The organism is Streptococcus sp. SK643 (assembly GCF_000259505.1).
In the GTDB taxonomy this organism is placed as follows: domain Bacteria; phylum Bacillota; class Bacilli; order Lactobacillales; family Streptococcaceae; genus Streptococcus.
Genome location: NZ_AJMM01000019.1, coordinates 106,433 through 128,538 on the forward strand (window position 1 = coordinate 106,433; position 22,106 = coordinate 128,538).

Consider the following 22,106-nt stretch of genomic DNA (forward strand, 5'->3'; position numbering starts at 1 on the left):
CTATCAAATGAGGATAAAGTTATGAAAGATAAAAGAATCTTAAAAGACTTTGAAACTTCTAAAATGAGTTTAAATATTTACACAAGTCCCTTGTTAGCTCTATTTTTCGTCTATGTATCTGAGTTCATTGCTTCTCTATTTTTTGGACTTAGTTTTTTAGCATTGATTGGGCTATTTAGCAGTCTTGGTGTAGGTGGTCAAAGAATTGCAGATTTTCTTCAAGCTCTATTTCATAATATCTCTGATAGAGTTAGTGATGTCCATTTAATATTTGAATTACTGTCCTTTGGTTTTATCATCTTAACTGTGTTTAGATGGACTAGAAAAGTTGAAAAAAGACCTATTCGAACCTTGGGATTCTATAAAGAAAATTTTTTAAGTGCCCTATTTAAAGGATACGGTCTTGGATTGTTCCTCTTTATAGTTACTTTAGTTGGACTAGTAGTGTTGGGACAGTATCATTTTGACTCCCTTCACTTGGATACATATTCGCTAGCTTTTACTTTGTTTACAATACCTTTTTGGATTTTACAAGGAACGGCAGAAGAATTGGTTACTCGTGCTTGGTTGATTCCACAACTCGCTAAGAGGACCAATCTCAAAGTCGCTATCGTCATATCTAGTAGTCTTTTTACCTTGCTTCATTTAGGAAATTCAGGTATAACCCCCTTGTCTGCAATGAATCTCTTTTTATTTGGGATTGCCATGGCCCTATATCTTCTCAAAACAGATACTATTTGGGGTATAGGCGGTATCCATGGAGCATGGAATTTTGCGCAGGGCAATCTCTTTGGAATATTAGTTAGTGGTCAGCAGTCAGGAACATCAATCATGGAATTTACCCCACAAGGCAATCAAGACTGGCTATCAGGAGGGTCTTTTGGGATAGAAGGTTCTATCATGACAAGCCTTGTTTTGTTGTTACTGATTGCCTATCTCGCTTATCAATTAAAGAAAGAAAATGAAAGGATGTGACCTCGGTCCGTCCTTTTCTTCGTGAAAATACTACAAGTATGCTAAAATAGGAATAACAAATGGAGAGAGGATTCTTATGATTAATCGCATTACAGATAATCAATTTAAATTAGTATCAAAATATCAACCGTCAGGAGATCAACCACAAGCTATCGAGCAGTTGGTTGACAATATCGAAGGTGGAGAGAAAGCTCAAATATTGATGGGAGCGACTGGTACTGGAAAGACCTATACCATGAGTCAGGTTATTTCTAAAGTCAATAAACCGACTCTGGTCATTGCTCACAATAAGACGCTTGCAGGCCAGCTCTATGGAGAGTTCAAGGAATTTTTCCCTGAAAATGCTGTTGAGTATTTCGTATCCTACTATGATTATTACCAGCCTGAGGCTTATGTACCTTCAAGCGATACCTATATTGAGAAGGATAGTTCTGTAAATGACGAGATTGACAAACTCCGTCACTCAGCGACTTCGGCTCTTTTGGAGCGAAATGATGTTATTGTCGTGGCCTCTGTCTCCTGTATCTATGGTTTGGGTTCTCCCAAGGAATACTCAGACAGCGTTGTTAGTCTACGACCTGGTCTAGAAATTTCTCGTGATAAACTCTTAAATGACTTGGTAGATATCCAGTTTGAGCGAAATGACATTGATTTCCAACGGGGAAGATTTCGTGTTCGTGGGGATGTGGTGGAGATTTTCCCTGCTTCTCGTGATGAGCATGCCTTTCGAGTGGAGTTTTTCGGAGACGAGATTGACCGTATCCGTGAGGTTGAAGCTTTGACTGGTCAGGTATTGGGGGAAGTGGATCATTTGGCAATTTTCCCTGCAACACACTTTGTGACCAATGACGACCATATGGAAGTTGCTATAGCCAAGATTCAGGCGGAGTTGGAAGAGCAGTTAGCAGTCTTTGAAAAAGAAGGTAAATTGCTGGAAGCACAACGCTTGAAACAGCGGACAGAGTATGATATTGAGATGTTACGTGAGATGGGCTATACCAACGGGGTTGAAAATTATTCACGCCACATGGATGGTCGTAGTGAAGGAGAGCCTCCTTATACGCTTCTCGACTTCTTTCCAGATGATTTCTTAATCATGATTGACGAGAGTCACATGACTATGGGGCAAATCAAGGGCATGTACAATGGGGACCGTTCGCGTAAGGAAATGCTGGTTAATTATGGTTTCCGTTTGCCATCAGCATTGGACAATCGACCTTTACGTCGCGAAGAGTTTGAAAGTCATGTGCACCAGATTGTCTACGTTTCAGCAACACCTGGTGACTATGAACATGAACAGACTGAGACAGTGATTGAGCAAATCATTCGACCAACAGGTCTTTTGGATCCTGAAGTGGAAGTCCGTCCGACTATGGGACAAATTGATGACCTCTTAGGTGAAATTAATGCCCGTGTTGAAAAGAACGAACGAACTTTTATTACCACTTTGACCAAGAAAATGGCAGAAGATTTGACGGACTATTTCAAAGAAATGGGTATCAAGGTCAAGTACATGCACTCGGATATCAAGACCTTGGAACGGACGGAGATTATCCGTGACCTGCGCTTGGGTGTCTTTGATGTCTTGGTCGGAATTAACCTGCTCCGTGAAGGGATTGACGTACCTGAAGTGAGTCTCGTAGCCATTCTTGATGCTGACAAGGAAGGTTTTCTTCGTAACGAACGTGGACTCATCCAGACTATTGGACGTGCTGCTCGTAATAGTGAGGGACATGTCATTATGTATGCGGACACTGTGACCCAGTCTATGCAGCGTGCCATGGATGAAACTGCCCGTCGTCGTACAATCCAGATGGCCTATAATGAAGAACACGGTATTGTGCCTCAGACAATCAAGAAAGAAATCCGTGATCTGATTTCTGTAACCAAGGCAGTTGCTAAGGAAGAAGACAAGGAAGTCGATATCAATAGTCTCAACAAACAAGAGCGCAAAGAACTTGTCAAGAAACTAGAAAAACAAATGCAAGAAGCTGTTGAAGTGCTTGACTTTGAACTAGCAGCTCAGACCCGTGATATGATGTTGGAAGTCAAGGCGTTGGATTAGGGGAATGAATTTTAAATGTGTTTAACTAGGAGAATGTAGTAATGAAAAAAGCGTTAGTGTTGAATTTCAGTTTTATCGCAATTATCCTCTCAGCCTGTTTTCTAAGTTTTGTAGTGATTTTAGTAGTTAACTTTCATAATACTTTTTCTGGACCATCTCAATCAGAAATTGAGAGTGTAACAAGAAGAACCTTAAAGTTATATGGTTTCGAAGGAGATGTAAAGGTTACTAAATATTCTAGATACAGATGGCCTTCTGTAGAGTATGAAATTGAATACGATTATAGTGAAGAAGTTAATGGTAGGAGAGTAACTGTTAGTGATAGTTTGATATATGATCCTAAATCTTCCAGAACTTCTAGAAAAACGGAGGAAGAACTAGCCTATGATGGAACTATCAAAACGATGTTACATCAATTTTCACATATAGCAGATCAGATACTCAACCAGAACCCTGTAAGTGTTTCTAATAAAGAAAAAGTAGAGAATTTTTTCAAGCAATATGAAAATCCCAATTTTGAATTCGTGAATAGTTACTGGAGTGTCGATACTGAATCTGACAATATTCAAGACTATTATGCCCTCATCGAAAAGAACCATAGGGAAGGTAAAGCCTTTCAAGGTTTATATGACCTCCCTATTGATGAATTTTTGGAAAAAGGAATTCTTAAAGGAAGTGTTACTTATAAAGACACTGTTTTAGAAGAGGGTGAGAAAGATTATTTTAATGGTGAAGGTGGTCTGACAGAGTTTATCAAAAATGGAATAGATAGCGCAGATCTTGCAGACGCATTTTATGAAATCTCTTATTATTACGCTGGAAAAAGTGGGAAAGGCTATCGGTCTGGTAGCAAGACAACTTTAAAAATTCAAAATCATAAAATGAAGGATTATGGAATTCATAATGACTAAAAACTTTTTCATTAAGTATCTTAGCTCGATATTAATAATGGATTTGGAACAACATACAGTCCATCAATTATTGAAGTATAAACATAAAAAGAAAAGGAGTCATCCATCTTGAAACACTTAACTTTATTTAGAATAGTCTATCTTATTTTACTAGGATTTGTCCTTATCGATTTTTGCCTATCAATATTTGGTTTATCGTTTACTCCCATTCTTTGGGATAGTTGGCTTTTCCTTTTAGTGATTACTCTTTTTATTCGTTTTTGGAGACATCTGGTAATTCTAGACCTTCTCTTTGGAATATTTGGAATACCATTCATTCCCATTATATTTAAAACAGGACAATTTGTACCAGTTATTTTGGTTATCGCGCATATTCTTAGTTATTGTTTCAAGGAACGATACCGTCTCTTTGAAGGAATTCGTAGTGCTATTTGTAGTTTATATATATGGATATTTATGTTTGTTATTTTGGCTTTTATGCCACAAATTCCTCTTCCAATAACACTTGATTTTGAAGTTCGGGAACAAGAAATTGTCATTAAAAAAGGATATTTGCTTCATGAAGTAAATGATTACCACGAGCGAATTAATCCCTTCATTATGAAATCTGAAATTAGCCATGAAAAAGTTATCTAATTTAGAAAGCGAGTAAATTTATGTCCCGTTCTCAATTAACGATTTTAACCAATATCTGTCTGATTGAAGACCTCGAAACGCAGCGCGTGGTGATGCAGTATCGCGCTCCTGAAACCAATCGCTGGTCTGGTTATGCCTTTCCAGGAGGCCATGTAGAAAATGGCGAATCTTTCGCAGAGTCTGTCATTCGTGAAATCTATGAAGAAACAGGGTTGACTATCCAAAATCCTCAACTTGTCGGCATTAAAAATTGGCCACTAGATACAGGTGGGCGCTATATTGTCGTTTGTTATAAGGCGACTGAGTTCTCTGGTACCCTTCGCTCTTCAGATGAAGGAGAAGTTTCTTGGGTGCAAAAAGACCAGATTCCAAACTTGGATCTGGCCTATGATATGTTACCCTTGATGGAGATGATGGAAGCTCCGGACAAATCTGAATTTTTTTACCCTCGCCGTACAGAAGACGATTGGGAAAAGAAAATTTTCTAATCCTTTGCCAAATAACCGAGCTGATCCAAGGCCTCCTCGATATAGTGGAGGTCTTGTTGTGTTTCGGCCTCAACTAGGTGATAATGAATGCCATCTGTCAATTCAGAAATTGGTTTAAAGTCAGCTCTTTCAACTTGTTCTAGAAAGTGTTGGACATCGCGTCGACAGGTCAGTTTAAGCAAGGTTTCGATTTCTCCATATACAGGATGATCAATCAAGATATTTTGAACGCGACCGCCATTATCTACGATAGCAAGTAATTCTCGTCCAATTTCTTCAACTTCATGCTTAACTTTGAAAAGTTTGTGGACGTATGGATTGACATCAACTTGCTTATAGATGTAGCCACGATTGGTTGATAGGATAGGAGCGCCATCGGCTCTCAAAATTGCAATGTCTTGTACAATGACTTGACGTGTGACATGAAAGTGCTCAGCTAATCTTTGGCCATTGAGGGCTTTTGGAGATTCTTTCAAGAGTTGAAGTAGGGCTTGTTTACGATTTTTTGTCATAGAAATTCCTTTTAACGGCGTTTTCGAAGCACTTTAAATACTGCAAGTGCTAATGTATAGTCTACCATACTATGGATAATTGTACCAAATCCAACTAGGACAAAGAGAACATAAAACATATTTGCTACGTTGGTACCAGAAGTTGCGTAAAAAATGACACAGGCTAATACTTCAGCAAGGGCATGAATGATAGCTAAAATAAAGTTGAACATCCAGGAAGATTTTGGTTTATCGAGGGTATCAGGGAATTTTTGTAGATAAAGAGCTCCTAGAGTCCCAAAAAAGATATGGGAAAAAGCCCTAAAAACAATCACCATGGGATAGCCAGCCATCAAAAAACCAAAACTAGAGGCTATAATAACAAAAATTGCCATCAAGGGAGATAAAAACATGGCGATAAAAATAGCAATGTGACTCCCCAAAGTATAAGAAGCAGGTGGAATGATAATCTTAAAAGGCATGACAAGAGGAATTAAAATCGCAATAGCCGTTAATAGGGCTGTCATTGTCATAAATTGTGTTTTTTTCCGTATATTCATAAGAACCTCCATTTATCTGTATATACATAAGTATAGTACAATAAATAGTCAGTTAAGTCAAGATTTAATATTGATTTATAAGATAAATTGGGTTAAAATGTAGTAAAATAGTTGGTTCGTAGGAGATAATGATATGTTTCTTTTTGTTTACCTAGTTGTGGTAATCTTCTCCATTTCAAAACAGCGGAAAAAAGGACGGGTTGTCTCTGGTTGGACTCGTTTTATAGTCTATAGTTTATTTGTTCTATCACTAATCTATCTACTAGCAGGTGTTTTGGCTTTTTCACTTATCATGAATCCCTTAGTAGGTTTTTACTATGTGGGAGTTATAGGAATCATGGTAGAAATTATTTTTTTTGTCAATATGGTGATTTCTTTTGGTTTGATGTTATTGTCAGTAAGTATATATTTGGATAGTAAGAGGAACCAAGAATCAACCCCTCTTTTACATCATTTATTAAGACTTGGTGTTCACATTCTATTGATTATTTACATTTTTTAAAATGAAAACTCCACCTTCAGGACGAAAGTGGAGTTGTTTTTTATTTCTTTAAAGTTTGTAGTCTTGGAACAATCGCTAGGGTTAGAACTGCGGAAATGACTAATTCGGCAATCGAATTTGTTGAGATAACAGTTGCTAGGAGTTTTTGGATATTACCATCAAAAACATTTCCAAAAAGGTAGAAAATTCCACCAAGTACAAAGACTGTGTTGGTAAGTGAACCAAGGGCACCAGCTAAAATCAGACCAGTCTTGTTTTTCATTAGTTTATAGACTAGATAAGGAGTTAAACCAATCAAAATACGTGGGACAATGGCAATCATAGCTGAATAGATGTTCCCGTTCGGTACGAATGGAGAGAAGAGGTAGCTTGTCGGTAGAATCGTAATTGTGTTAACAGTTAAGCTAAGTAACCCCATCAAAAATCCAAGTGTAACTCCAACTCGTGGACCATAAATGATGCTTGCGATAATCACAGGAATGTGAACGAGGGTCGGTTTGATAGGAAATGGGAATAGATTAAATATTAATGAGCTCAAAAAATGAATCACGAGCATGGTTGCAAAAAAGATAGCAATGGGTGCAATATTAGAGCGTTTTTTCATCGAGAGTTTCCTTTATTCTTTCTAAAATAATTGTGAGGTCAGCTAAGGCTCCTCGTCCGTGGTCTCCACAAGCTAGTAGGGATTCCTTTGGAGCAATCAGCTGATAGCCGTGGTTCTCTAATGTTTTCAGATTAGCCTGAGTTGCTGGATGGTCATACATTTTTGTATTCATAGCTGGTGCAATGAGTTTGGGAATATGACTTGGCAAGGCTAGAGCCATACAAGTTACCATGTTGTCCGCAAAGCCGTGGGCTAGTTTTGCAATAGTGTTAGCAGTTGCAGGAGCCACGATAAATAAATCTGCTTTTTTTCCAAGTTCAATATGATTAACCTGATTAGGATAGGGTTCTTTCATGACATCCAAGTGGACGGAGTTCTGTGAGAGTACCTGTAGTGTCAATGGTTGGATAAACTCTGTAGCAGCCTGAGTCATTATGACTGTGATCTGATGACCTTGTTTTTTTAGAGAACTAAGTAAATCTGCCGACTTGTAAGAGGCGATTGAGCCCGTTACAGCCAAGAGAATGTTTGCCATAGCTTTCCTTTCTAAGAATGATAGGCTTGAATTTTTTCAAGGAGGAGTTTTGCAATTTCTTCTTTAGTCTGGACTGTTTGTAGCTGATCTTTTTCAACAAAGATTGCACGATGCTGGTTCTCTGAGATTTGAGTCAGGTCATTTGCGATAATCAAGTCTGCTTGGTTCTTGATAAGACTTTTTCTAGCAATGTCAACCAGATAGTCTTCGTTAACATCAACCAGTAGTTTGAAACCAATCAGATGAATAGCAGGATTCCATTCCTTGACTAGAGAGATGATTTTTGGTGTCTTTTTAAGGAACAAAACCTGAACATCATCAGTTGAAGAAATCTTAGCTTGATGATTCTGCTTGCTTAAAAATTCTTCTAGATTGGGGCTAGCTTGGACTTCTTCAAGCCCTGTCATATAAACGGGAGTGTAGTCAGAAACAGCCATTGAGTGAATCAAGACCTGATAATCCTGAACACGTTCTTGCATTTCCAGTAGAAGGTCCTTGGTATTGTTAATTTCTAGAATATTTAGGTTGGGATGGGCTTTTGGCTTCAAAGCTCGTTTTGTCGTCATTAAACAAACTTCATGCCCTGCAGCAAGCAAAGTTTCTGTGATGATTTTCCCCAAGCGACCTGTAGAATGGTTAGTGATAGAGCGGACGCTATCGATAGCTTCACTGGTACCACCCGAAGTAACTAAAATTTTCATAGCACTATTGTACACAAAAATAAACGGTAAGTAAAATGAAAGTGATAAAAATTTGGTAAAAGGAAAGAATATAGTTTCAAACTATAAAGCCATATAAAATTTAAGAAAGGACTCTAAAAACCTTAAAAACAGGGATATTCACGAACGTTTATAGAGTTTACTTCTATTAAAAATCTGTTTTTTATGTTATAATAAATTATCTTATTAGAGGTTAGAGGAGTTTTGAATGAAAACAGATATTGAAATCGCACAGAGTATTGAGTTGAAACCAATCGTTGATGTTGTAGAGAAACTTGGTATTTCTTACGATGATTTGGAGTTGTATGGAAAGTACAAGGCTAAGCTCAGCTTTGATAAAATTCGTGCAGTTGAGAACAATCCAGTTGGTAAATTGATTTTGGTTACTGCTATCAACCCAACACCTGCAGGTGAAGGAAAATCAACCATTACCATTGGTCTTGCGGATGCCTTGAATAAGATCGGCAAGAAAACCATGATTGCAATCCGCGAACCGTCTCTTGGTCCAGTAATGGGGATTAAGGGTGGTGCTGCTGGTGGTGGGTACGCCCAAGTTCTGCCAATGGAAGACATCAATCTCCACTTTACTGGAGACATGCATGCCATTACAACTGCTAACAATGCGCTTTCTGCCTTGATTGACAATCACTTGCACCAAGGGAATGAGCTAGGAATTGACCAACGTCGTATCCTTTGGAAACGTGTTGTGGATTTGAACGACCGCGCTCTTCGTCATGTGACCGTTGGACTTGGAGGTCCTCTAAACGGAATTCCACGTGAGGATGGTTTTGACATTACCGTCGCTTCTGAAATCATGGCCATTCTTTGCTTGGCAACGGACATTGAGGACTTGAAACGCCGTTTGGCTAATATCGTAATCGGTTATCGCTATGACCGTACGCCAGTTTCTGTTGGCGATTTGCAGGTTGAAGGTGCCTTGGCTTTGATTTTGAAGGATGCGATTAAGCCAAACTTGGTTCAGACAATTTACGGTACACCTGCCTTTGTACACGGTGGTCCATTTGCCAATATCGCTCATGGATGTAACTCTGTCTTGGCAACGACAACAGCCCTTCATTTGGCTGATTACACAGTTACAGAAGCTGGTTTTGGTGCAGACCTTGGTGCCGAGAAATTCCTTGATATCAAGACGCCAAACTTGCCAACATCTCCAGATGCAGTTGTCATTGTTGCAACCCTTCGTGCCCTTAAGATGAATGGTGGTGTGGCTAAAGACGCTCTGACTGAAGAAAACGTAGAAGCTGTTCGTGACGGTTTTGCCAACTTGAAACGCCATGTTGAAAATATCCGTAAATTTGGTGTACCTGCAGTTGTAGCGATTAACGAATTTGTATCTGATACAGAAGCTGAAATTACAGCCTTGAAAGAACTCTGTGCCTCAATTGATGTACCAGTTGAACTAGCAAGTGTCTGGGCTGATGGCGCAGAAGGTGGAGTAGCTCTTGCTGAAACAGTTGTCAAGACTATCGCTGAAAACCCAGCTAACTACAAACGTTTGTATGACAATGATCTTTCTGTTCAAGAAAAGATTGAAAAGATTGTTACTGAAATCTATCGTGGTTCAAAAGTAAACTTCGAGAAGAAAGCTCAAACGCAAATCGCTCAAATTGTTCAAAATGGTTGGGATAAATTGCCAATCTGTATGGCTAAGACTCAGTATAGCTTCTCAGATAATCCTAATGCACTTGGAGCACCAGAAAACTTTGAAATCACCATTCGTGAATTGGTACCAAAATTAGGTGCAGGCTTTATCGTTGCCTTAACTGGTGATGTCATGACCATGCCAGGACTTCCAAAACGACCAGCTGCTCTCAACATGGATGTTGAAAGTGACGGAACTGTACTAGGCTTGTTCTAATAGTCTCTTGAATTTTAATGAGTTTGGAATAGTATCCAGACTCTTTTTTCTTTTTTAAATTTATGGATGTGTCTTCAGCTGATGATCGTGTTTCTTCTAGACGCAGTCAGTCTTGGTAAAGATATTTTGCTTAATTTCTGATATAATAGAAACATTGATTTCAAGAGTAAGGAAGAGAAGATGAACGCATTATTGAATGGAATGAATGACCGTCAGGCTGAGGCGGTACAAACGACAGAAGGACCTCTGTTAATCATGGCGGGTGCCGGGTCAGGTAAGACACGAGTGTTGACCCACCGTATTGCCTATTTGATTGATGAAAAGATGGTCAATCCATGGAATATCTTAGCCATTACCTTTACCAATAAGGCTGCGCGTGAGATGAAGGAGCGTGCCTATGGGCTCAATCCTGCGACTCAGGACTGTTTGATTGCGACCTTCCACTCCATGTGCGTTCGTATTTTGCGTCGCGATGCGGATCATATTGGCTACAACCGTAATTTTACTATTGTCGATCCTGGCGAACAACGAACGCTCATGAAACGCATTCTCAAACAGTTGAACTTGGATCCTAAAAAATGGAATGAACGGAGTATCTTAGGGACTATTTCTAATGCTAAGAATGATTTGATTGATGACGTGGTTTATGCTGCCCAAGCTGGCGATATGTATACGCAAATCGTGGCTCAGTGCTACACTGCTTACCAAAAAGAATTGCGTCAGTCGGAGTCGGTTGACTTTGATGATTTGATCATGTTGACCTTGCGTTTATTTGATCAAAATCCCGATGTCTTGACCTACTACCAGCAGAAGTTTCAGTATATTCATGTGGATGAGTATCAAGATACCAACCATGCCCAGTACCAATTAGTCAAACTCTTAGCTTCGCGCTTTAAAAACATCTGTGTGGTTGGGGATGCGGACCAGTCTATCTACGGCTGGCGTGGTGCTGATATGCAGAATATTTTGGACTTTGAAAAGGATTACCCCCAAGCCAAGGTTGTTTTGTTGGAGGAGAATTACCGTTCAACTAAAACCATTCTGCAAGCGGCCAACGAGGTCATTAAAAACAATAAAAATCGCCGTCCTAAGAATCTCTGGACTCAAAACGCTGATGGGGAGCAAATCGTTTACTATCGTGCTAATGATGAGCTAGATGAGGCTGTGTTTATAGCCAAAACAATTGATGAACTTGGTAGAAATCAAAACTTTCTTCACAAAGACTTTGCAGTTCTCTACCGTACCAATGCCCAATCTCGCACCATTGAAGAAGCACTACTTAAGTCCAATATTCCTTATACCATGGTTGGAGGAACCAAGTTCTACAGCCGTAAGGAAATCCGCGATATTATCGCTTACCTCAACCTCATTGCCAATTTGAGTGACAATATCAGTTTTGAGCGTATCATTAATGAACCTAAGCGTGGTATTGGTCCAGGTACTGTTGAGAAAATCCGTGATTTTGCCAATATGCAAGACATGTCCATGCTGGATGCTTCTGCTAATATCATGTTATCTGGTATCAAGGGTAAAGCAGCCCAGTCTATCTGGGATTTTGCAAATATGATTCTCGATTTGCGAGAACAACTGGATCAATTAAACCTTACAGATTTGGTTGAAGCAGTTATAGAGAAAACAGGTTATGTTGATATTCTTAAGACCCAAGCAACCTTGGAAAGCAAGGCGCGAATTGAAAATATTGAAGAGTTCCTTTCTGTTACGAAAAACTTTGATGATAATCCTGATAGTCAAGAAGATGAAACTGGTTTAGATAAGCTCAGCCGTTTCCTAAATGACTTGGCTTTGATAGCGGATACAGATTCTGGTAGTCAAGAAACATCAGAAGTGACTTTGATGACCTTGCATGCGGCCAAGGGGCTTGAGTTTCCAGTTGTCTTTCTGATTGGGATGGAGGAAAATGTTTTTCCACTGAGCCGAGCAGCTGAAGACCCTGATGAACTAGAAGAAGAACGTCGTTTGGCCTATGTTGGCATCACGCGTGCAGAGAAAATTCTTTATCTGACAAATGCCAACTCCCGTTTACTTTTTGGTCGTACTAGCTACAATCGCCCTACACGTTTTATTAATGAAATTAGCTCTGACTTGCTTGAATACCAAGGTTTAGCTAAACCAGCCAACACTAGCTTTAAGGCATCTTACAGCAGTGGTGGCGTAGCTTTTGGTCAAGGCATGAGCTTATCCCAGGCACTTCAGGATCGTAAACGAAATGCCTCACCAAGAACTATCCAATCAAGCGGTTTGCCTTTTGGACAATTTACTAGTGGAAATCAATCAAAATCCAATGAAACTAGTTGGTCTATTGGAGACATTGCCATCCATAAGAAATGGGGAGAGGGGACAGTTCTTGAAGTTTCTGGTAACGGTGCGACACAGGAATTGAAAATCAATTTTCCTGAAGTGGGTCTTAAAAAATTACTTGCCAGTGTAGCTCCAATTGAGAAAAAAATCTAATTTTCAATCCTTCTCACGAATAATAAACTGAGGAGGATTTTTATGTACAGTATTTCATTTCAAGAAGATTCACTATTACCAAGGGAAAGGCTAGTTAAGGAAGGTGTTGAATCACTCAGCAACCAAGAATTATTAGCTATTTTACTTAGAACCGGGACACGTCAAGTAAGTGTATTTGAAATTGCCCAAAAAGTCTTAAATAGTATCAGTTCCTTAACTGATCTAAAAAAAATGACCCTGCAAGAATTGCAAGGATTGTCAGGAATTGGACGAATAAAGGCTATTGAATTGCAAGCTATGATAGAATTAGGACATCGTATCCATAAAAAAGAAACACTAGAGATGGAATCTATTCTTAGTAGCCAAAAACTTGCTAAAAAAATGCAACAGGAACTGGGAGATAAAAAACAAGAGCACCTAGTGGCGCTCTATCTCAATACTCAAAATCAAATTATTCATCAACAGACGATTTTTATAGGTTCAGCGACTCGTAGTCTGGCAGAACCTAGAGAGATTCTACATTATGCAATCAAGCACATGGCGACATCTGTCATATTGGTACATAATCATCCTTCAGGAGCTGTAGCTCCAAGTCGCAATGATGATCATGTAACCAAACTAGTCAAGGAAGCCTGTGAGCTCATGGGGCTTGTTCTTTTAGATCATCTAATTGTATCTCATTCTGATTACTTTAGTTACCGTGAAAAGACAGATTTAATTTAAAGTTCATTTACGACATAGTCAAAGAGGTTTTTATCTTTGGGACGATTTTCAAATAGAAATTCTGGGTGCCATTGGACACCGAGAAAGGCAACATCATCCGTACTCATGACAGCTTCAATGATACCATCTTTAGGATCATGAGCCGCAATCTTTAAATTTGGTGCTAAATCCTTGATGCTCTGGTGGTGGAAGGAGTTGATATGGGAAATTTCTCCATAGATTTCTCGAAGAACTGTATCAGGTTCTGTCACCAAGCGTTGAGTTGTGTACTCAGCCGAACAATCTTGCCAGTGGTCTTCTATATCTTGATACAGAGTTCCACCCATGGCAACGTTAAAGAGTTGAGTACCACGACAGACAGAGAAAATGGGCTTTTTCTGTTTAATAGCTTCCTTGATGAGGGCTAGTTCGAAGATATCTCTTTGAAGGTGGTAGTCATTGCTATCAATGGTTTTCGGTTCGCCATAGAATTTTGGATCGACATTTTGCCCACCTGTCAAGATGAGCTTGTCAATCAAACTAATATAGTGGATAGCCATTTCTTGATCACCAATCGGTAGGATGATGGGAATCCCTCCAGCGTCTTTAACTCCTTCAACAAAGCCTTTTGCTGCGTAGCTCATCATGATGTCATCATCTGGATGAGTTTTTTCGTTTCCTGTAATCCCAATAACTGGTTTTTTCATAAAATGATGTTCGCTTTCTAATCCTCTTTTCGCATGAAATAGAGGAGAGTTTGGAGTTCACTTGTCAAATCGACATATTGAACGACCACGTCTTTGGGTAAATGCAGATGGACTGGCGAAAAACTGAGAATTCCTTTCACGCCAGCATCCACCAAGAGATTAGCGACCTCTTGTGACTTGACGCTGGGAACGGTCAGGATAGCAGTCTTGACATCAGCATCCTTGATTGTTTCCTTGATTTGAGAAATTCCGTAAATGGGAATCCCGTCAGGAGTTTGGGTACCGACTTCAGGATGGTCATCTAGGTCAAAGGCCATGATAATCTTCATCTTGTTACGCTCGTGGAAGCGGTAGTGGAGAAGGGCATGGCCCATATTACCGATTCCAACCAACATGACATTGGTAATGGAATTATCATTTAATAAATCAGCAAAAAAGTTCATTAGTTTTTTGACATCATAACCAAAACCGCGTCGTCCTAGTTCTCCAAAATAGGAAAAATCACGACGAACGGTTGCAGAATCAATACCAATAGCTTCTGCAATTTGTTTGGAATTTGCACGTTCAATTTTTTCTGCATGAAATCTCTTAAAAATTCTATAGTAGAGAGAGAGTCTTTTTGCTGTTGCTTTTGGAATAGCAGACTGTTTATCTTTCACAAAATCACAACCTTTCTTTTCTTCTATTTTATAGAAAGATTGTGAAAAAATCAACAAAAATGAGAAAAAACTAAGAAAATTCTTAGTTTTGATGTAAAAAATCTGCATTTGATAGAAAACGGTAGAGGTCTCCGACTAGGCCCTGATAAACTTTCTGACCTTTAAAATTCAGAGAAATCACATAAAGTGTATCTGGTAGGGTTACACATCCTGACAAAGCCAGCATGAGAGACTCATGATCTTCATATTTGAGTGTACGCTCTACCTGGTAGCTATCCTTATAGATCAGTTCAAACATCTTAGCTCTATCTTTCTGATTTTGTAAAGACACCACGTTCTACTAAACTATCCATTAGGAAATAAAATTTTTCCTGATGAATGTGGTGGTCTTCTGATTTGAAAATATCAACTAGACGTAGCCCAAACTTGTCAGTGATGTTGATTTTCGCACCTGTTAGTTCTTTGTTAATGATAATTTTAAGTTGGAAACCTTCTCCACTATTTGGAACTTTTTCAAGAAGGCGAGTGAGTTCATAGTTACCAACTTTTGTTTCAAAGAAGGTATTATCTTTGAGTGTGAATTTTTTTACTGATGGACTAATCGTGTAGTCGTAACGACAATTTTTTAACTGAATAGTTTTTTCAAATGCCATGTTGTTAACCTCCGATAATTTCTTTTAAGGATTGTGCTAAGATTTGCATTTCTTCAAGGGTGTTTTGTGGTGAAAGACTGATGCGAACGGATTCCTTCAAACGATCTGAATTTTTGCCGTACATAGCTTCCAGAACATGGCTGGTTTGGACAATACCTGCTGTACAAGCTGATCCAGTAGAAATAGAAATTCCTGCTAAATCTAACCGTAATAGTAAAAGATCATGCTTTTGGCCAGGAAAGCCAATGTTGAGGACATAGGGGAGATGGTTGTTCCCTTTATTGAGGTAGTAATTGGTACCGTTCATCTCAGAGAGAAAAGAGTCTAGTAGTTCTTGTACAAAGCCAATGTTTTCTGTATGCTTTTCTAAGTCTTCTTTTAAGGCTGCAACCATCCCTACTATGGCTGGCAAATTTTCTGTTCCTGCACGTTTTTTCTGTTCTTGATCCCCACCGTGAAGATAGGAGTCAAAGTCCAATGTGGAGGCATAAAGAAAACCAATTCCTTTAGGTCCATGAAATTTATGGGCTGATGCAGTTAGAAAATCAATCCCTAACTCTTCAGGATGAATTAGAAGTTTTCCGATAGCCTGAACCGCATCTACGTGATAGGCTGCAGGATGTTCTTTCAGGATTTGACCAATTTCAGCGATAGGAAGTAAGTTTCCAGTTTCATTATTAGCAAACATGGTAGATACTAAAATTGTATCTTCACGCAAAGCATCTTGGATTTGTTTGGCAGTGATGACTTGATTGATAGGTTGGATAATGGTTACTTCAAACCCAAATTTCTCTACCAAGTAATCGATGGTCTCCAAAACCGCGTGATGTTCGATAGCTGTAGTGATGATGTGTTTTCCCCGTTCTTGTTGGCGAAGGCAATAGCCGATAATAGCAGCATTATTACCTTCAGTTCCTCCAGAAGTGAAAAAAACATGCTGGGGTTTGGTACCTAATAGTTGAGCTAAATCTTGACGAGCCTGACGCAATAATTTATTTGCCTGACGACCATGACAGTGAATACTAGAGGGGTTGCCATAAGTCTCTTGCATGACCTCCGTCATAGCTTTGATAGCAACTGCTGACATGGGAGTCGTTGCAGCATTGTCCAAATAAATCAAAAAATCACCTTATTTCTTTTTGTTGTAGGCAAAGAGTGGGCTGACTGGTTTTCTTTCGTGGATACGGACGATAGCATCACCAATTAACTCACTAGCAGTGATGTAGCATACATTTTTAGGTGTTTTTTCTTTTGTTGCTACTGAATCGGTAACAAGAATTTCTTTAATCTTAGTTTTATCAAGAAGTTCAGCAGCACCTTCAACGAAGAGACCATGACTAGAAACAGCATAAATTTCTGTAGCCCCTTCATGTTCTACGATTTTAGCTGCTTCAGAGAAGGTACGTCCTGTATTTAAAATGTCATCAATCAAGATGGCTTTTTTACCTTCAACATCACCGATAATATAGCCTTCGTTACGAGTTGCATCGTCTTGAGGGTAGTCGATAATAGCGATTGGAGCATCTAAGTATTCAGCCAAACTACGAGCACGTTTAACACCAGAATTTTTAGGGCTAACGACAACAACATCTGAACCTCTTAATCCTTTATCACAGTAGTGTTTAGCAAAGAGAGGAACAGTGTAAAGATTATCTACAGGAATATCAAAGAAACCTTGGACTTGAACTGCGTGTAAGTCGAGGGTAAGGACACGATCTACACCAGCTTTAACCAGCATGTTAGCAACTAGTTTTGCTGTTAATGGTTCTCTAGATGATGCAATTCTATCTTGGCGTGCATAACCAAAATATGGAAGGACAACGTTGATGCTGTGGGCACTTGCTCGAACACAAGCATCTACCATGATTAACAATTCCATAAGGTGGTTGTTAACAGGGAAACTAGTTGATTGGATGATGTAGACATCGTAACCTCGGACACTTTCTTCGATATTTACTTGGATTTCTCCGTCAGAAAACTGACGAGATGATAGTTTACCAAGAGGGACACCTACTGAGTCCGCAATTTTTTGTGCTATCTCTTGGTTAGAGTTAAGTGCGAAAAGTTTCATGTTTTTTTTATCTGACATTTTAGACCATCCTCTGTAAACTTTGCGAATCCTTGTTTTTTGCCTTGCAGTTAAGACATAGGATTCGAGTATTCTTATCTTTTCTATTTTACCAAAAAAAAGAGATTATTTCAGCAATTTTTCATGCTTTTGACAAACCGAACTAATTTTGAAGGTGCCTTTTGGTAAGTGATTTGATTTTCTTCTAAAAATTTTTGAAAATCTATTTTTCCTACTTCATGATTTGTTACTTCGAGTTCTAATTCGTAATCTGTGATATCAAAGTATTGACTCTTATCTAGAGCCATTAAGCCGATTGGGGTTTCCATTTCGTAGCGAAGGGTCATTAAGCACCCAAGTACCTTCCATTGGCTACTTTTAATGCCATGTTTAGCCAGTTCATCAACTACAAGACCTTGTGGAAGTTCTGCCTTATTCAGATAGTTCTCTGCATCTTTTAGATTCAACTTTTGATTAAATTCCATATTACCAACACTTTGAGGGACTTTTAGAGTCAATTCTGCCCAGTCATCAAAGGTACGAATGCGCATGGCAACCTTCTTTTCTCGAAGTTGAAAATCTGGTGTGTCGATGTAGTAATTTTTTTGAAGGACAGGGGTGACGTTCGTAAACTGTTTTAAAAGACGAGAATAGTCATCTATTTTCAATAGTGTTTTCAGTTCAATTTCTAAATGTTTCATTTTTCTTACCTTTTTTTTATCATTGAAAGCGATTTATGATATAATAGCAGTGTATTTATTGTATATGAATCTGGAGAAAAAATCAAAGATATTTTTAAAGGATAATATGAAAATAAGGGAGAATATATGACCATAGAATGGGAAGAATTTTTAGATCCTTACATTCAAGCTGTTGGTGAGTTAAAGATTAAACTTCGAGGTATTCGTAAGCAATATCGCAAGCAAAATAAGCATTCTCCGATTGAGTTTGTTACAGGTAGAGTCAAACCTATTGAGAGTATCAAGGAAAAAATGGCTCGTCGTGGAATTACCTATACGACTTTGGAACATGATTTGCAAGACATCGCTGGCTTACGAGTGATGGTGCAATTTGTTGATGACGTCCAAGAAGTAGTAGCTATTTTACGTAAGCGTCAGGACATGCGTATTGTGCAGGAGAGAGATTATATCAATCATAGAAAGGCTTCCGGATATCGTTCTTATCACGTTGTAGTAGAATACACTGTTGATACGATTAGTGGTGCCAAAACCATTTTAGCAGAAATTCAAATTCGTACTTTGGCAATGAATTTCTGGGCAACGATAGAACATTCTCTCAACTACAAATACCAAGGGGATTTCCCAGAGGAAATAAAGAAGCGACTAGAAATAACTGCTAAGATTGCCCATCAATTGGATGAAGAAATGGGGAAAATTCGTGATGATATCCAGGAAGCGCAAGCTCTTTTTGATCCTCTGAGTAGAAAATTGAATGATGGTGTAGGAAATAGTGACGATACAGATGAAGAATACAGGTAAACGAATTGATCTAATTGCAAATAGAAAACCGCAAAGTCAAAGGGTTTTGTATGAATTGAGAGATCGTTTGAAGAGGCATCAGTTTATACTTAATGATACCAATCCCGATATTGTTATCTCGATTGGAGGAGATGGTATGCTCTTATCAGCCTTTCATAAGTATGAAGACCAGCTGGATAAGGTCCGTTTTATAGGAGTACATACTGGGCATCTAGGCTTTTATACGGATTATCGTGATTTTGAGTTGGATCAGTTGGTGACTAATTTACAACTTGATACGGGAGCTAGGATATCTTATCCTGTTTTAAACGTCAAGATCTTTCTGGAAAATGGAGAGGTCAAGATTCTCAGAGCCCTCAATGAAGCTAGTATCCGTCGGTCAGATAGAACAATGGTAGCAGATATATTCATAAATGGAGTTCACTTTGAACGTTTTCGAGGAGATGGGCTTACAGTTTCAACACCTACTGGTAGTACTGCTTATAACAAATCGCTTGGCGGAGCAGTATTACATCCTACGATTGAAGCTTTGCAGTTGACTGAGATTGCCAGTCTAAATAATCGTGTTTATCGGACCTTAGGTTCGTCAATTATTATTCCTAAAAAAGATAAGATCGAACTTATTCCAACCCGAAATGACTACCATACCATTTCGGTTGATAATAGCATCTATTCATTGCGAAATATAGAAAAAATAGAGTACCAGATTGACCATCATAAAATTCACTTTGTTGCATCTCCTAGCCACACTAGTTTTTGGAATCGTGTGAAAGATGCTTTCATCGGTGAGGTAGATGAATGAGGTTTGAATTTATCGCAGATGAACATGTCAAGGTGAAAACCTTTTTAAAGAAACACGAGGTTTCTAAAGGACTTCTAGCCAAGATTAAGTTTAGAGGTGGGGATATTCAAGTTAATGGCGAGACTCAAAATGCAACTTATCTGTTGGATATTGGAGACCGAGTTACTATTGATATTCCAGCCGAGGAAGGATTTGAAACATTAGAAGCTATCGAGCGTCCACTTGATATTTTATTCGAAGATGATCATTTCTTAATTTTGAATAAACCTTATGGTGTTGCCTCCATTCCAAGTGTCAATCATTCCAACACCATTGCTAACTTTATCAAGGGTTACTACGTTAAGCAAAATTATGAAAACCAGCAGGTACACATTGTAACTAGACTTGATAGAGATACTTCTGGTTTGATGCTCTTTGCTAAGCACGGCTATGCGCATGCTCGCCTAGACAAACAGTTGCAAAAGAAATCCATTGAAAAGCGCTATTATGCTCTGGTTAAAGGTGATGGACACTTGGAACTAGAAGGAGAAATTATTGCTCCGATCGCGCGTGATGAAAATTCGATAATTACGAGACGAGTGGCAAAAGGTGGGAAATATGCTCATACTTCTTACAAGATTGTAGCATCGTATGGTAATATTCACTTGGTTGACATTAGACTCCATACTGGTCGTACTCATCAAATTCGAGTCCATTTTTCCCATATTGGTTTTCCTTTGTTGGGAGATGACTTGTACGGTGGTAGTCTAGATGACGGAATTCAACGCCAGGCTTTACATTGCCATTATTTATCTTTTTATCATCCATTTTTAGAACAGGACTTGCAAATGGAAAGTCCTTTACCGGATGATTTTAGCAATCTTATTAAACAGTTATCAATTAATACTCTCTAGAATCTATTTGGAGTATAATTTATTATTTATTTAAAGGAGAAAACTCATGGAAGTTTTTGAAAGTTTAAAAGCCAACTTAGTTGGCAAAAATGCTCGTATCGTTCTCCCTGAAGGGGAAGAACCACGTATTCTTCAAGCGACTAAACGCTTGGTAAAAGAAACAGAAGTAATTCCTGTTTTGCTTGGTAATCCAGAAAAAATTAAAATTTATCTCGAAATCGAAGGAATTGGGGATGGTTATGAAGTCATCGACCCTCAACACTACGATAAATTTGAAGAAATGGTTGTTGCCTTGGTGGAGCGTCGTAAAGGCAAAATGTCTGAAGAAGAAGCACGCAAAGTTTTGGTTGAAGATGTCAACTACTTTGGTGTTATGTTAGTCTATATGGGATTGGTTGATGGTATGGTATCTGGAGCAATTCACTCAACTGCTTCAACAGTTCGCCCAGCCCTACAAATCATTAAAACTCGACCAAATGTAACACGTACTTCAGGTGCCTTCCTCATGGTTCGTGGTACGGAACGTTACCTATTTGGTGACTGTGCTATCAATATCAATCCTGATGCAGAAGCTTTGGCTGAAATTGCAATCAACTCAGCAATCACAGCTAAGATGTTTGGAATCGAACCTAAAATTGCTATGTTGAGCTACTCTACTAAGGGTTCAGGTTTTGGTGAAAGTGTTGATAAGGTAGTGGAAGCAACGAAAATCGCACATGATTTACGTCCTGACCTCGAAATTGATGGTGAGTTGCAATTTGATGCAGCCTTTGTTCCTGAAACAGCAGCACTTAAAGCTCCAGGAAGTAATGTGGCTGGTCAAGCAAATGTCTTTATATTCCCAGGTATTGAAGCCGGAAATATTGGTTACAAGATGGCTGAGCGTCTTGGAGGGTTTGCAGCTGTTGGTCCTGTATTGCAAGGTTTAAACAAGCCGGTTAACGACCTTTCTCGTGGATGTAATGCTGATGATGTTTATAAGTTGACCCTGATCACAGCAGCCCAAGCAGTTCATCAATAATGATTCAACCTCTTTCAATGGAATCAGGTTGAAAAAATTAATTCTTGACAAAACAGTTTTTATCTAGTAGAATGGTCTATGCGATGAGTCGATAGGTGGTTTTCGGACCACTATTGAGCATAAGGAGGTCATAACGCAGGAGCGGACCTTGATGAGTTGTGTGAACCTGCTCATCACATGAAGATGCCTCTTAATCCCTGGTCTATGACTAGGGATTTTTATTTTCTTAAAATTTATGAAAAAAGGTTTGCAATTCATGGAAAAA

General features: G+C 38.8%; 25 protein-coding genes. 13 read left to right on the forward strand and 12 right to left on the reverse strand.

Annotated features, from left to right (window positions below):
* Positions 1 to 21 precede the first annotated feature (21 nt).
* The 5 genes from HMPREF1117_RS07685 (at position 22) to HMPREF1117_RS07705 (ending at position 5,075) form a co-directional block, all read left to right on the forward strand.
* Positions 22 to 975, forward strand: a complete 954-nt coding sequence (locus tag HMPREF1117_RS07685) for a CPBP family intramembrane glutamic endopeptidase (RefSeq protein ID WP_000653471.1) — start codon at positions 22 to 24, stop codon at positions 973 to 975.
* A gap of 76 nt (positions 976 to 1,051) precedes the next feature.
* Entirely contained in the window at positions 1,052 to 3,040 is a 1,989-nt protein-coding gene (gene uvrB, locus HMPREF1117_RS07690) for an excinuclease ABC subunit UvrB (RefSeq protein ID WP_000610435.1), read from the forward strand.
* A gap of 41 nt (positions 3,041 to 3,081) precedes the next feature.
* Complete coding sequence (locus HMPREF1117_RS07695) at positions 3,082 to 3,951, forward strand: hypothetical protein (RefSeq protein ID WP_000709955.1); 870 nt, start codon at positions 3,082 to 3,084, stop codon at positions 3,949 to 3,951.
* 108 nt (positions 3,952 to 4,059) lie between these two features.
* On the forward strand, positions 4,060 to 4,587 hold the full coding sequence (locus HMPREF1117_RS07700; RefSeq protein WP_000681976.1) for a hypothetical protein: 528 nt from the start codon (positions 4,060 to 4,062) through the stop codon (positions 4,585 to 4,587).
* Positions 4,588 to 4,607: 20 nt separating this feature from the next.
* Positions 4,608 to 5,075 carry an 8-oxo-dGTP diphosphatase gene (locus HMPREF1117_RS07705; RefSeq protein WP_000091541.1) on the forward strand — a complete coding sequence of 156 codons (468 nt, stop codon included), beginning with the start codon at positions 4,608 to 4,610 and terminating at the stop codon, positions 5,073 to 5,075.
* Here HMPREF1117_RS07705 and HMPREF1117_RS07710 read toward each other — a convergent pair.
* Positions 5,072 to 5,587, reverse strand: a complete 516-nt coding sequence (locus HMPREF1117_RS07710; RefSeq protein ID WP_000164967.1) for a transcription repressor NadR — start codon at positions 5,585 to 5,587, stop codon at positions 5,072 to 5,074. The genes HMPREF1117_RS07705 and HMPREF1117_RS07710 overlap by 4 nt on opposite strands.
* Before the next feature lie 11 nt (positions 5,588 to 5,598).
* Positions 5,599 to 6,126 (reverse strand): ECF transporter S component, encoded by a 528-nt coding sequence (locus HMPREF1117_RS07715; protein WP_001026215.1) that lies wholly within the window; start codon positions 6,124 to 6,126, stop codon positions 5,599 to 5,601.
* A gap of 133 nt (positions 6,127 to 6,259) precedes the next feature.
* Between HMPREF1117_RS07715 and HMPREF1117_RS07720 the strand changes: the two genes are divergently transcribed.
* Positions 6,260 to 6,628: a hypothetical protein gene (locus HMPREF1117_RS07720; protein ID WP_000478343.1), complete on the forward strand. Its 369-nt coding sequence runs from the start codon at positions 6,260 to 6,262 to the stop codon at positions 6,626 to 6,628.
* A 40-nt stretch (positions 6,629 to 6,668) separates the two neighbouring features.
* Here the strand turns inward: HMPREF1117_RS07720 and HMPREF1117_RS07725 are convergent, their stop codons facing one another.
* Genes HMPREF1117_RS07725 through coaB form a run of 3 tightly spaced genes read right to left on the reverse strand, consistent with a single transcriptional unit; the run spans position 6,669 to position 8,468 of the window.
* Positions 6,669 to 7,232: an ECF transporter S component gene (locus HMPREF1117_RS07725; protein ID WP_000747415.1), complete on the reverse strand. Its 564-nt coding sequence runs from the start codon at positions 7,230 to 7,232 to the stop codon at positions 6,669 to 6,671.
* Positions 7,216 to 7,767: a phosphopantothenoylcysteine decarboxylase gene (gene coaC, locus HMPREF1117_RS07730; protein ID WP_001284121.1), complete on the reverse strand. Its 552-nt coding sequence runs from the start codon at positions 7,765 to 7,767 to the stop codon at positions 7,216 to 7,218. Before coaC ends, HMPREF1117_RS07725 begins: the two co-directional genes overlap by 17 nt.
* A gap of 11 nt (positions 7,768 to 7,778) precedes the next feature.
* Complete coding sequence (coaB, locus tag HMPREF1117_RS07735; protein WP_000699525.1) at positions 7,779 to 8,468, reverse strand: phosphopantothenate--cysteine ligase; 690 nt, start codon at positions 8,466 to 8,468, stop codon at positions 7,779 to 7,781.
* A gap of 226 nt (positions 8,469 to 8,694) precedes the next feature.
* Here coaB and HMPREF1117_RS07740 point away from each other — a divergent pair, with 226 nt between their 5' ends.
* The 3 genes from HMPREF1117_RS07740 to radC all read left to right on the forward strand — a co-directional run bounded on the left by HMPREF1117_RS07740 (position 8,695) and on the right by radC (position 13,560).
* Positions 8,695 to 10,365 carry a formate--tetrahydrofolate ligase gene (locus HMPREF1117_RS07740; protein WP_000845246.1) on the forward strand — a complete coding sequence of 557 codons (1,671 nt, stop codon included), beginning with the start codon at positions 8,695 to 8,697 and terminating at the stop codon, positions 10,363 to 10,365.
* Between the two features lie 180 nt (positions 10,366 to 10,545).
* Positions 10,546 to 12,837: a DNA helicase PcrA gene (gene pcrA, locus HMPREF1117_RS07745; RefSeq protein ID WP_000992894.1), complete on the forward strand. Its 2,292-nt coding sequence runs from the start codon at positions 10,546 to 10,548 to the stop codon at positions 12,835 to 12,837.
* A 42-nt stretch (positions 12,838 to 12,879) separates the two neighbouring features.
* On the forward strand, positions 12,880 to 13,560 hold the full coding sequence (gene radC, locus HMPREF1117_RS07750; RefSeq protein ID WP_000286950.1) for a RadC family protein: 681 nt from the start codon (positions 12,880 to 12,882) through the stop codon (positions 13,558 to 13,560).
* Here radC and HMPREF1117_RS07755 read toward each other — a convergent pair.
* From HMPREF1117_RS07755 to HMPREF1117_RS07785, 7 genes are all read right to left on the reverse strand, one after another.
* On the reverse strand, positions 13,557 to 14,246 hold the full coding sequence (locus HMPREF1117_RS07755) for a gamma-glutamyl-gamma-aminobutyrate hydrolase family protein (protein WP_000743340.1): 690 nt from the start codon (positions 14,244 to 14,246) through the stop codon (positions 13,557 to 13,559). The two genes, radC and HMPREF1117_RS07755, sit on opposite strands and share 4 nt — an antisense overlap.
* Positions 14,247 to 14,263: 17 nt before the next feature.
* Positions 14,264 to 14,905, reverse strand: a complete 642-nt coding sequence (locus HMPREF1117_RS07760; protein ID WP_025171589.1) for a redox-sensing transcriptional repressor Rex — start codon at positions 14,903 to 14,905, stop codon at positions 14,264 to 14,266.
* Between the two features lie 82 nt (positions 14,906 to 14,987).
* Positions 14,988 to 15,203: a DUF4649 family protein gene (locus tag HMPREF1117_RS07765; RefSeq protein WP_000462414.1), complete on the reverse strand. Its 216-nt coding sequence runs from the start codon at positions 15,201 to 15,203 to the stop codon at positions 14,988 to 14,990.
* Between the two features lie 7 nt (positions 15,204 to 15,210).
* Entirely contained in the window at positions 15,211 to 15,558 is a 348-nt protein-coding gene (locus HMPREF1117_RS07770; protein ID WP_000863537.1) for a DUF1831 domain-containing protein, read from the reverse strand.
* A gap of 4 nt (positions 15,559 to 15,562) precedes the next feature.
* On the reverse strand, positions 15,563 to 16,678 hold the full coding sequence (locus HMPREF1117_RS07775) for a cysteine desulfurase family protein (RefSeq protein WP_000639646.1): 1,116 nt from the start codon (positions 16,676 to 16,678) through the stop codon (positions 15,563 to 15,565).
* 9 nt (positions 16,679 to 16,687) lie between these two features.
* Entirely contained in the window at positions 16,688 to 17,647 is a 960-nt protein-coding gene (locus HMPREF1117_RS07780; protein ID WP_001280885.1) for a ribose-phosphate diphosphokinase, read from the reverse strand.
* A 110-nt stretch (positions 17,648 to 17,757) separates the two neighbouring features.
* Entirely contained in the window at positions 17,758 to 18,327 is a 570-nt protein-coding gene (locus HMPREF1117_RS07785; RefSeq protein WP_000681270.1) for a CYTH domain-containing protein, read from the reverse strand.
* A gap of 126 nt (positions 18,328 to 18,453) precedes the next feature.
* Between HMPREF1117_RS07785 and HMPREF1117_RS07790 the strand changes: the two genes are divergently transcribed.
* From HMPREF1117_RS07790 to pta, 4 genes are read left to right on the forward strand one after another with little or no spacing between them, the layout of a single operon-like run.
* On the forward strand, positions 18,454 to 19,125 hold the full coding sequence (locus tag HMPREF1117_RS07790; protein ID WP_000151562.1) for a GTP pyrophosphokinase: 672 nt from the start codon (positions 18,454 to 18,456) through the stop codon (positions 19,123 to 19,125).
* A complete protein-coding gene (locus tag HMPREF1117_RS07795) occupies positions 19,109 to 19,927 on the forward strand; it encodes an NAD kinase (protein WP_000799047.1) in 819 nt (272 codons plus the stop codon). The genes HMPREF1117_RS07790 and HMPREF1117_RS07795 overlap by 17 nt, the downstream gene beginning before the upstream one ends.
* Positions 19,924 to 20,820, forward strand: coding sequence for an RluA family pseudouridine synthase (locus tag HMPREF1117_RS07800; RefSeq protein ID WP_001210017.1), 897 nt, complete (start codon positions 19,924 to 19,926; stop codon positions 20,818 to 20,820). Before HMPREF1117_RS07795 ends, HMPREF1117_RS07800 begins: the two co-directional genes overlap by 4 nt.
* 46 nt (positions 20,821 to 20,866) lie before the next feature.
* A complete protein-coding gene (gene pta / locus HMPREF1117_RS07805; protein WP_000451574.1) occupies positions 20,867 to 21,841 on the forward strand; it encodes a phosphate acetyltransferase in 975 nt (324 codons plus the stop codon).
* Positions 21,842 to 22,106: the final 265 nt, after the last annotated feature.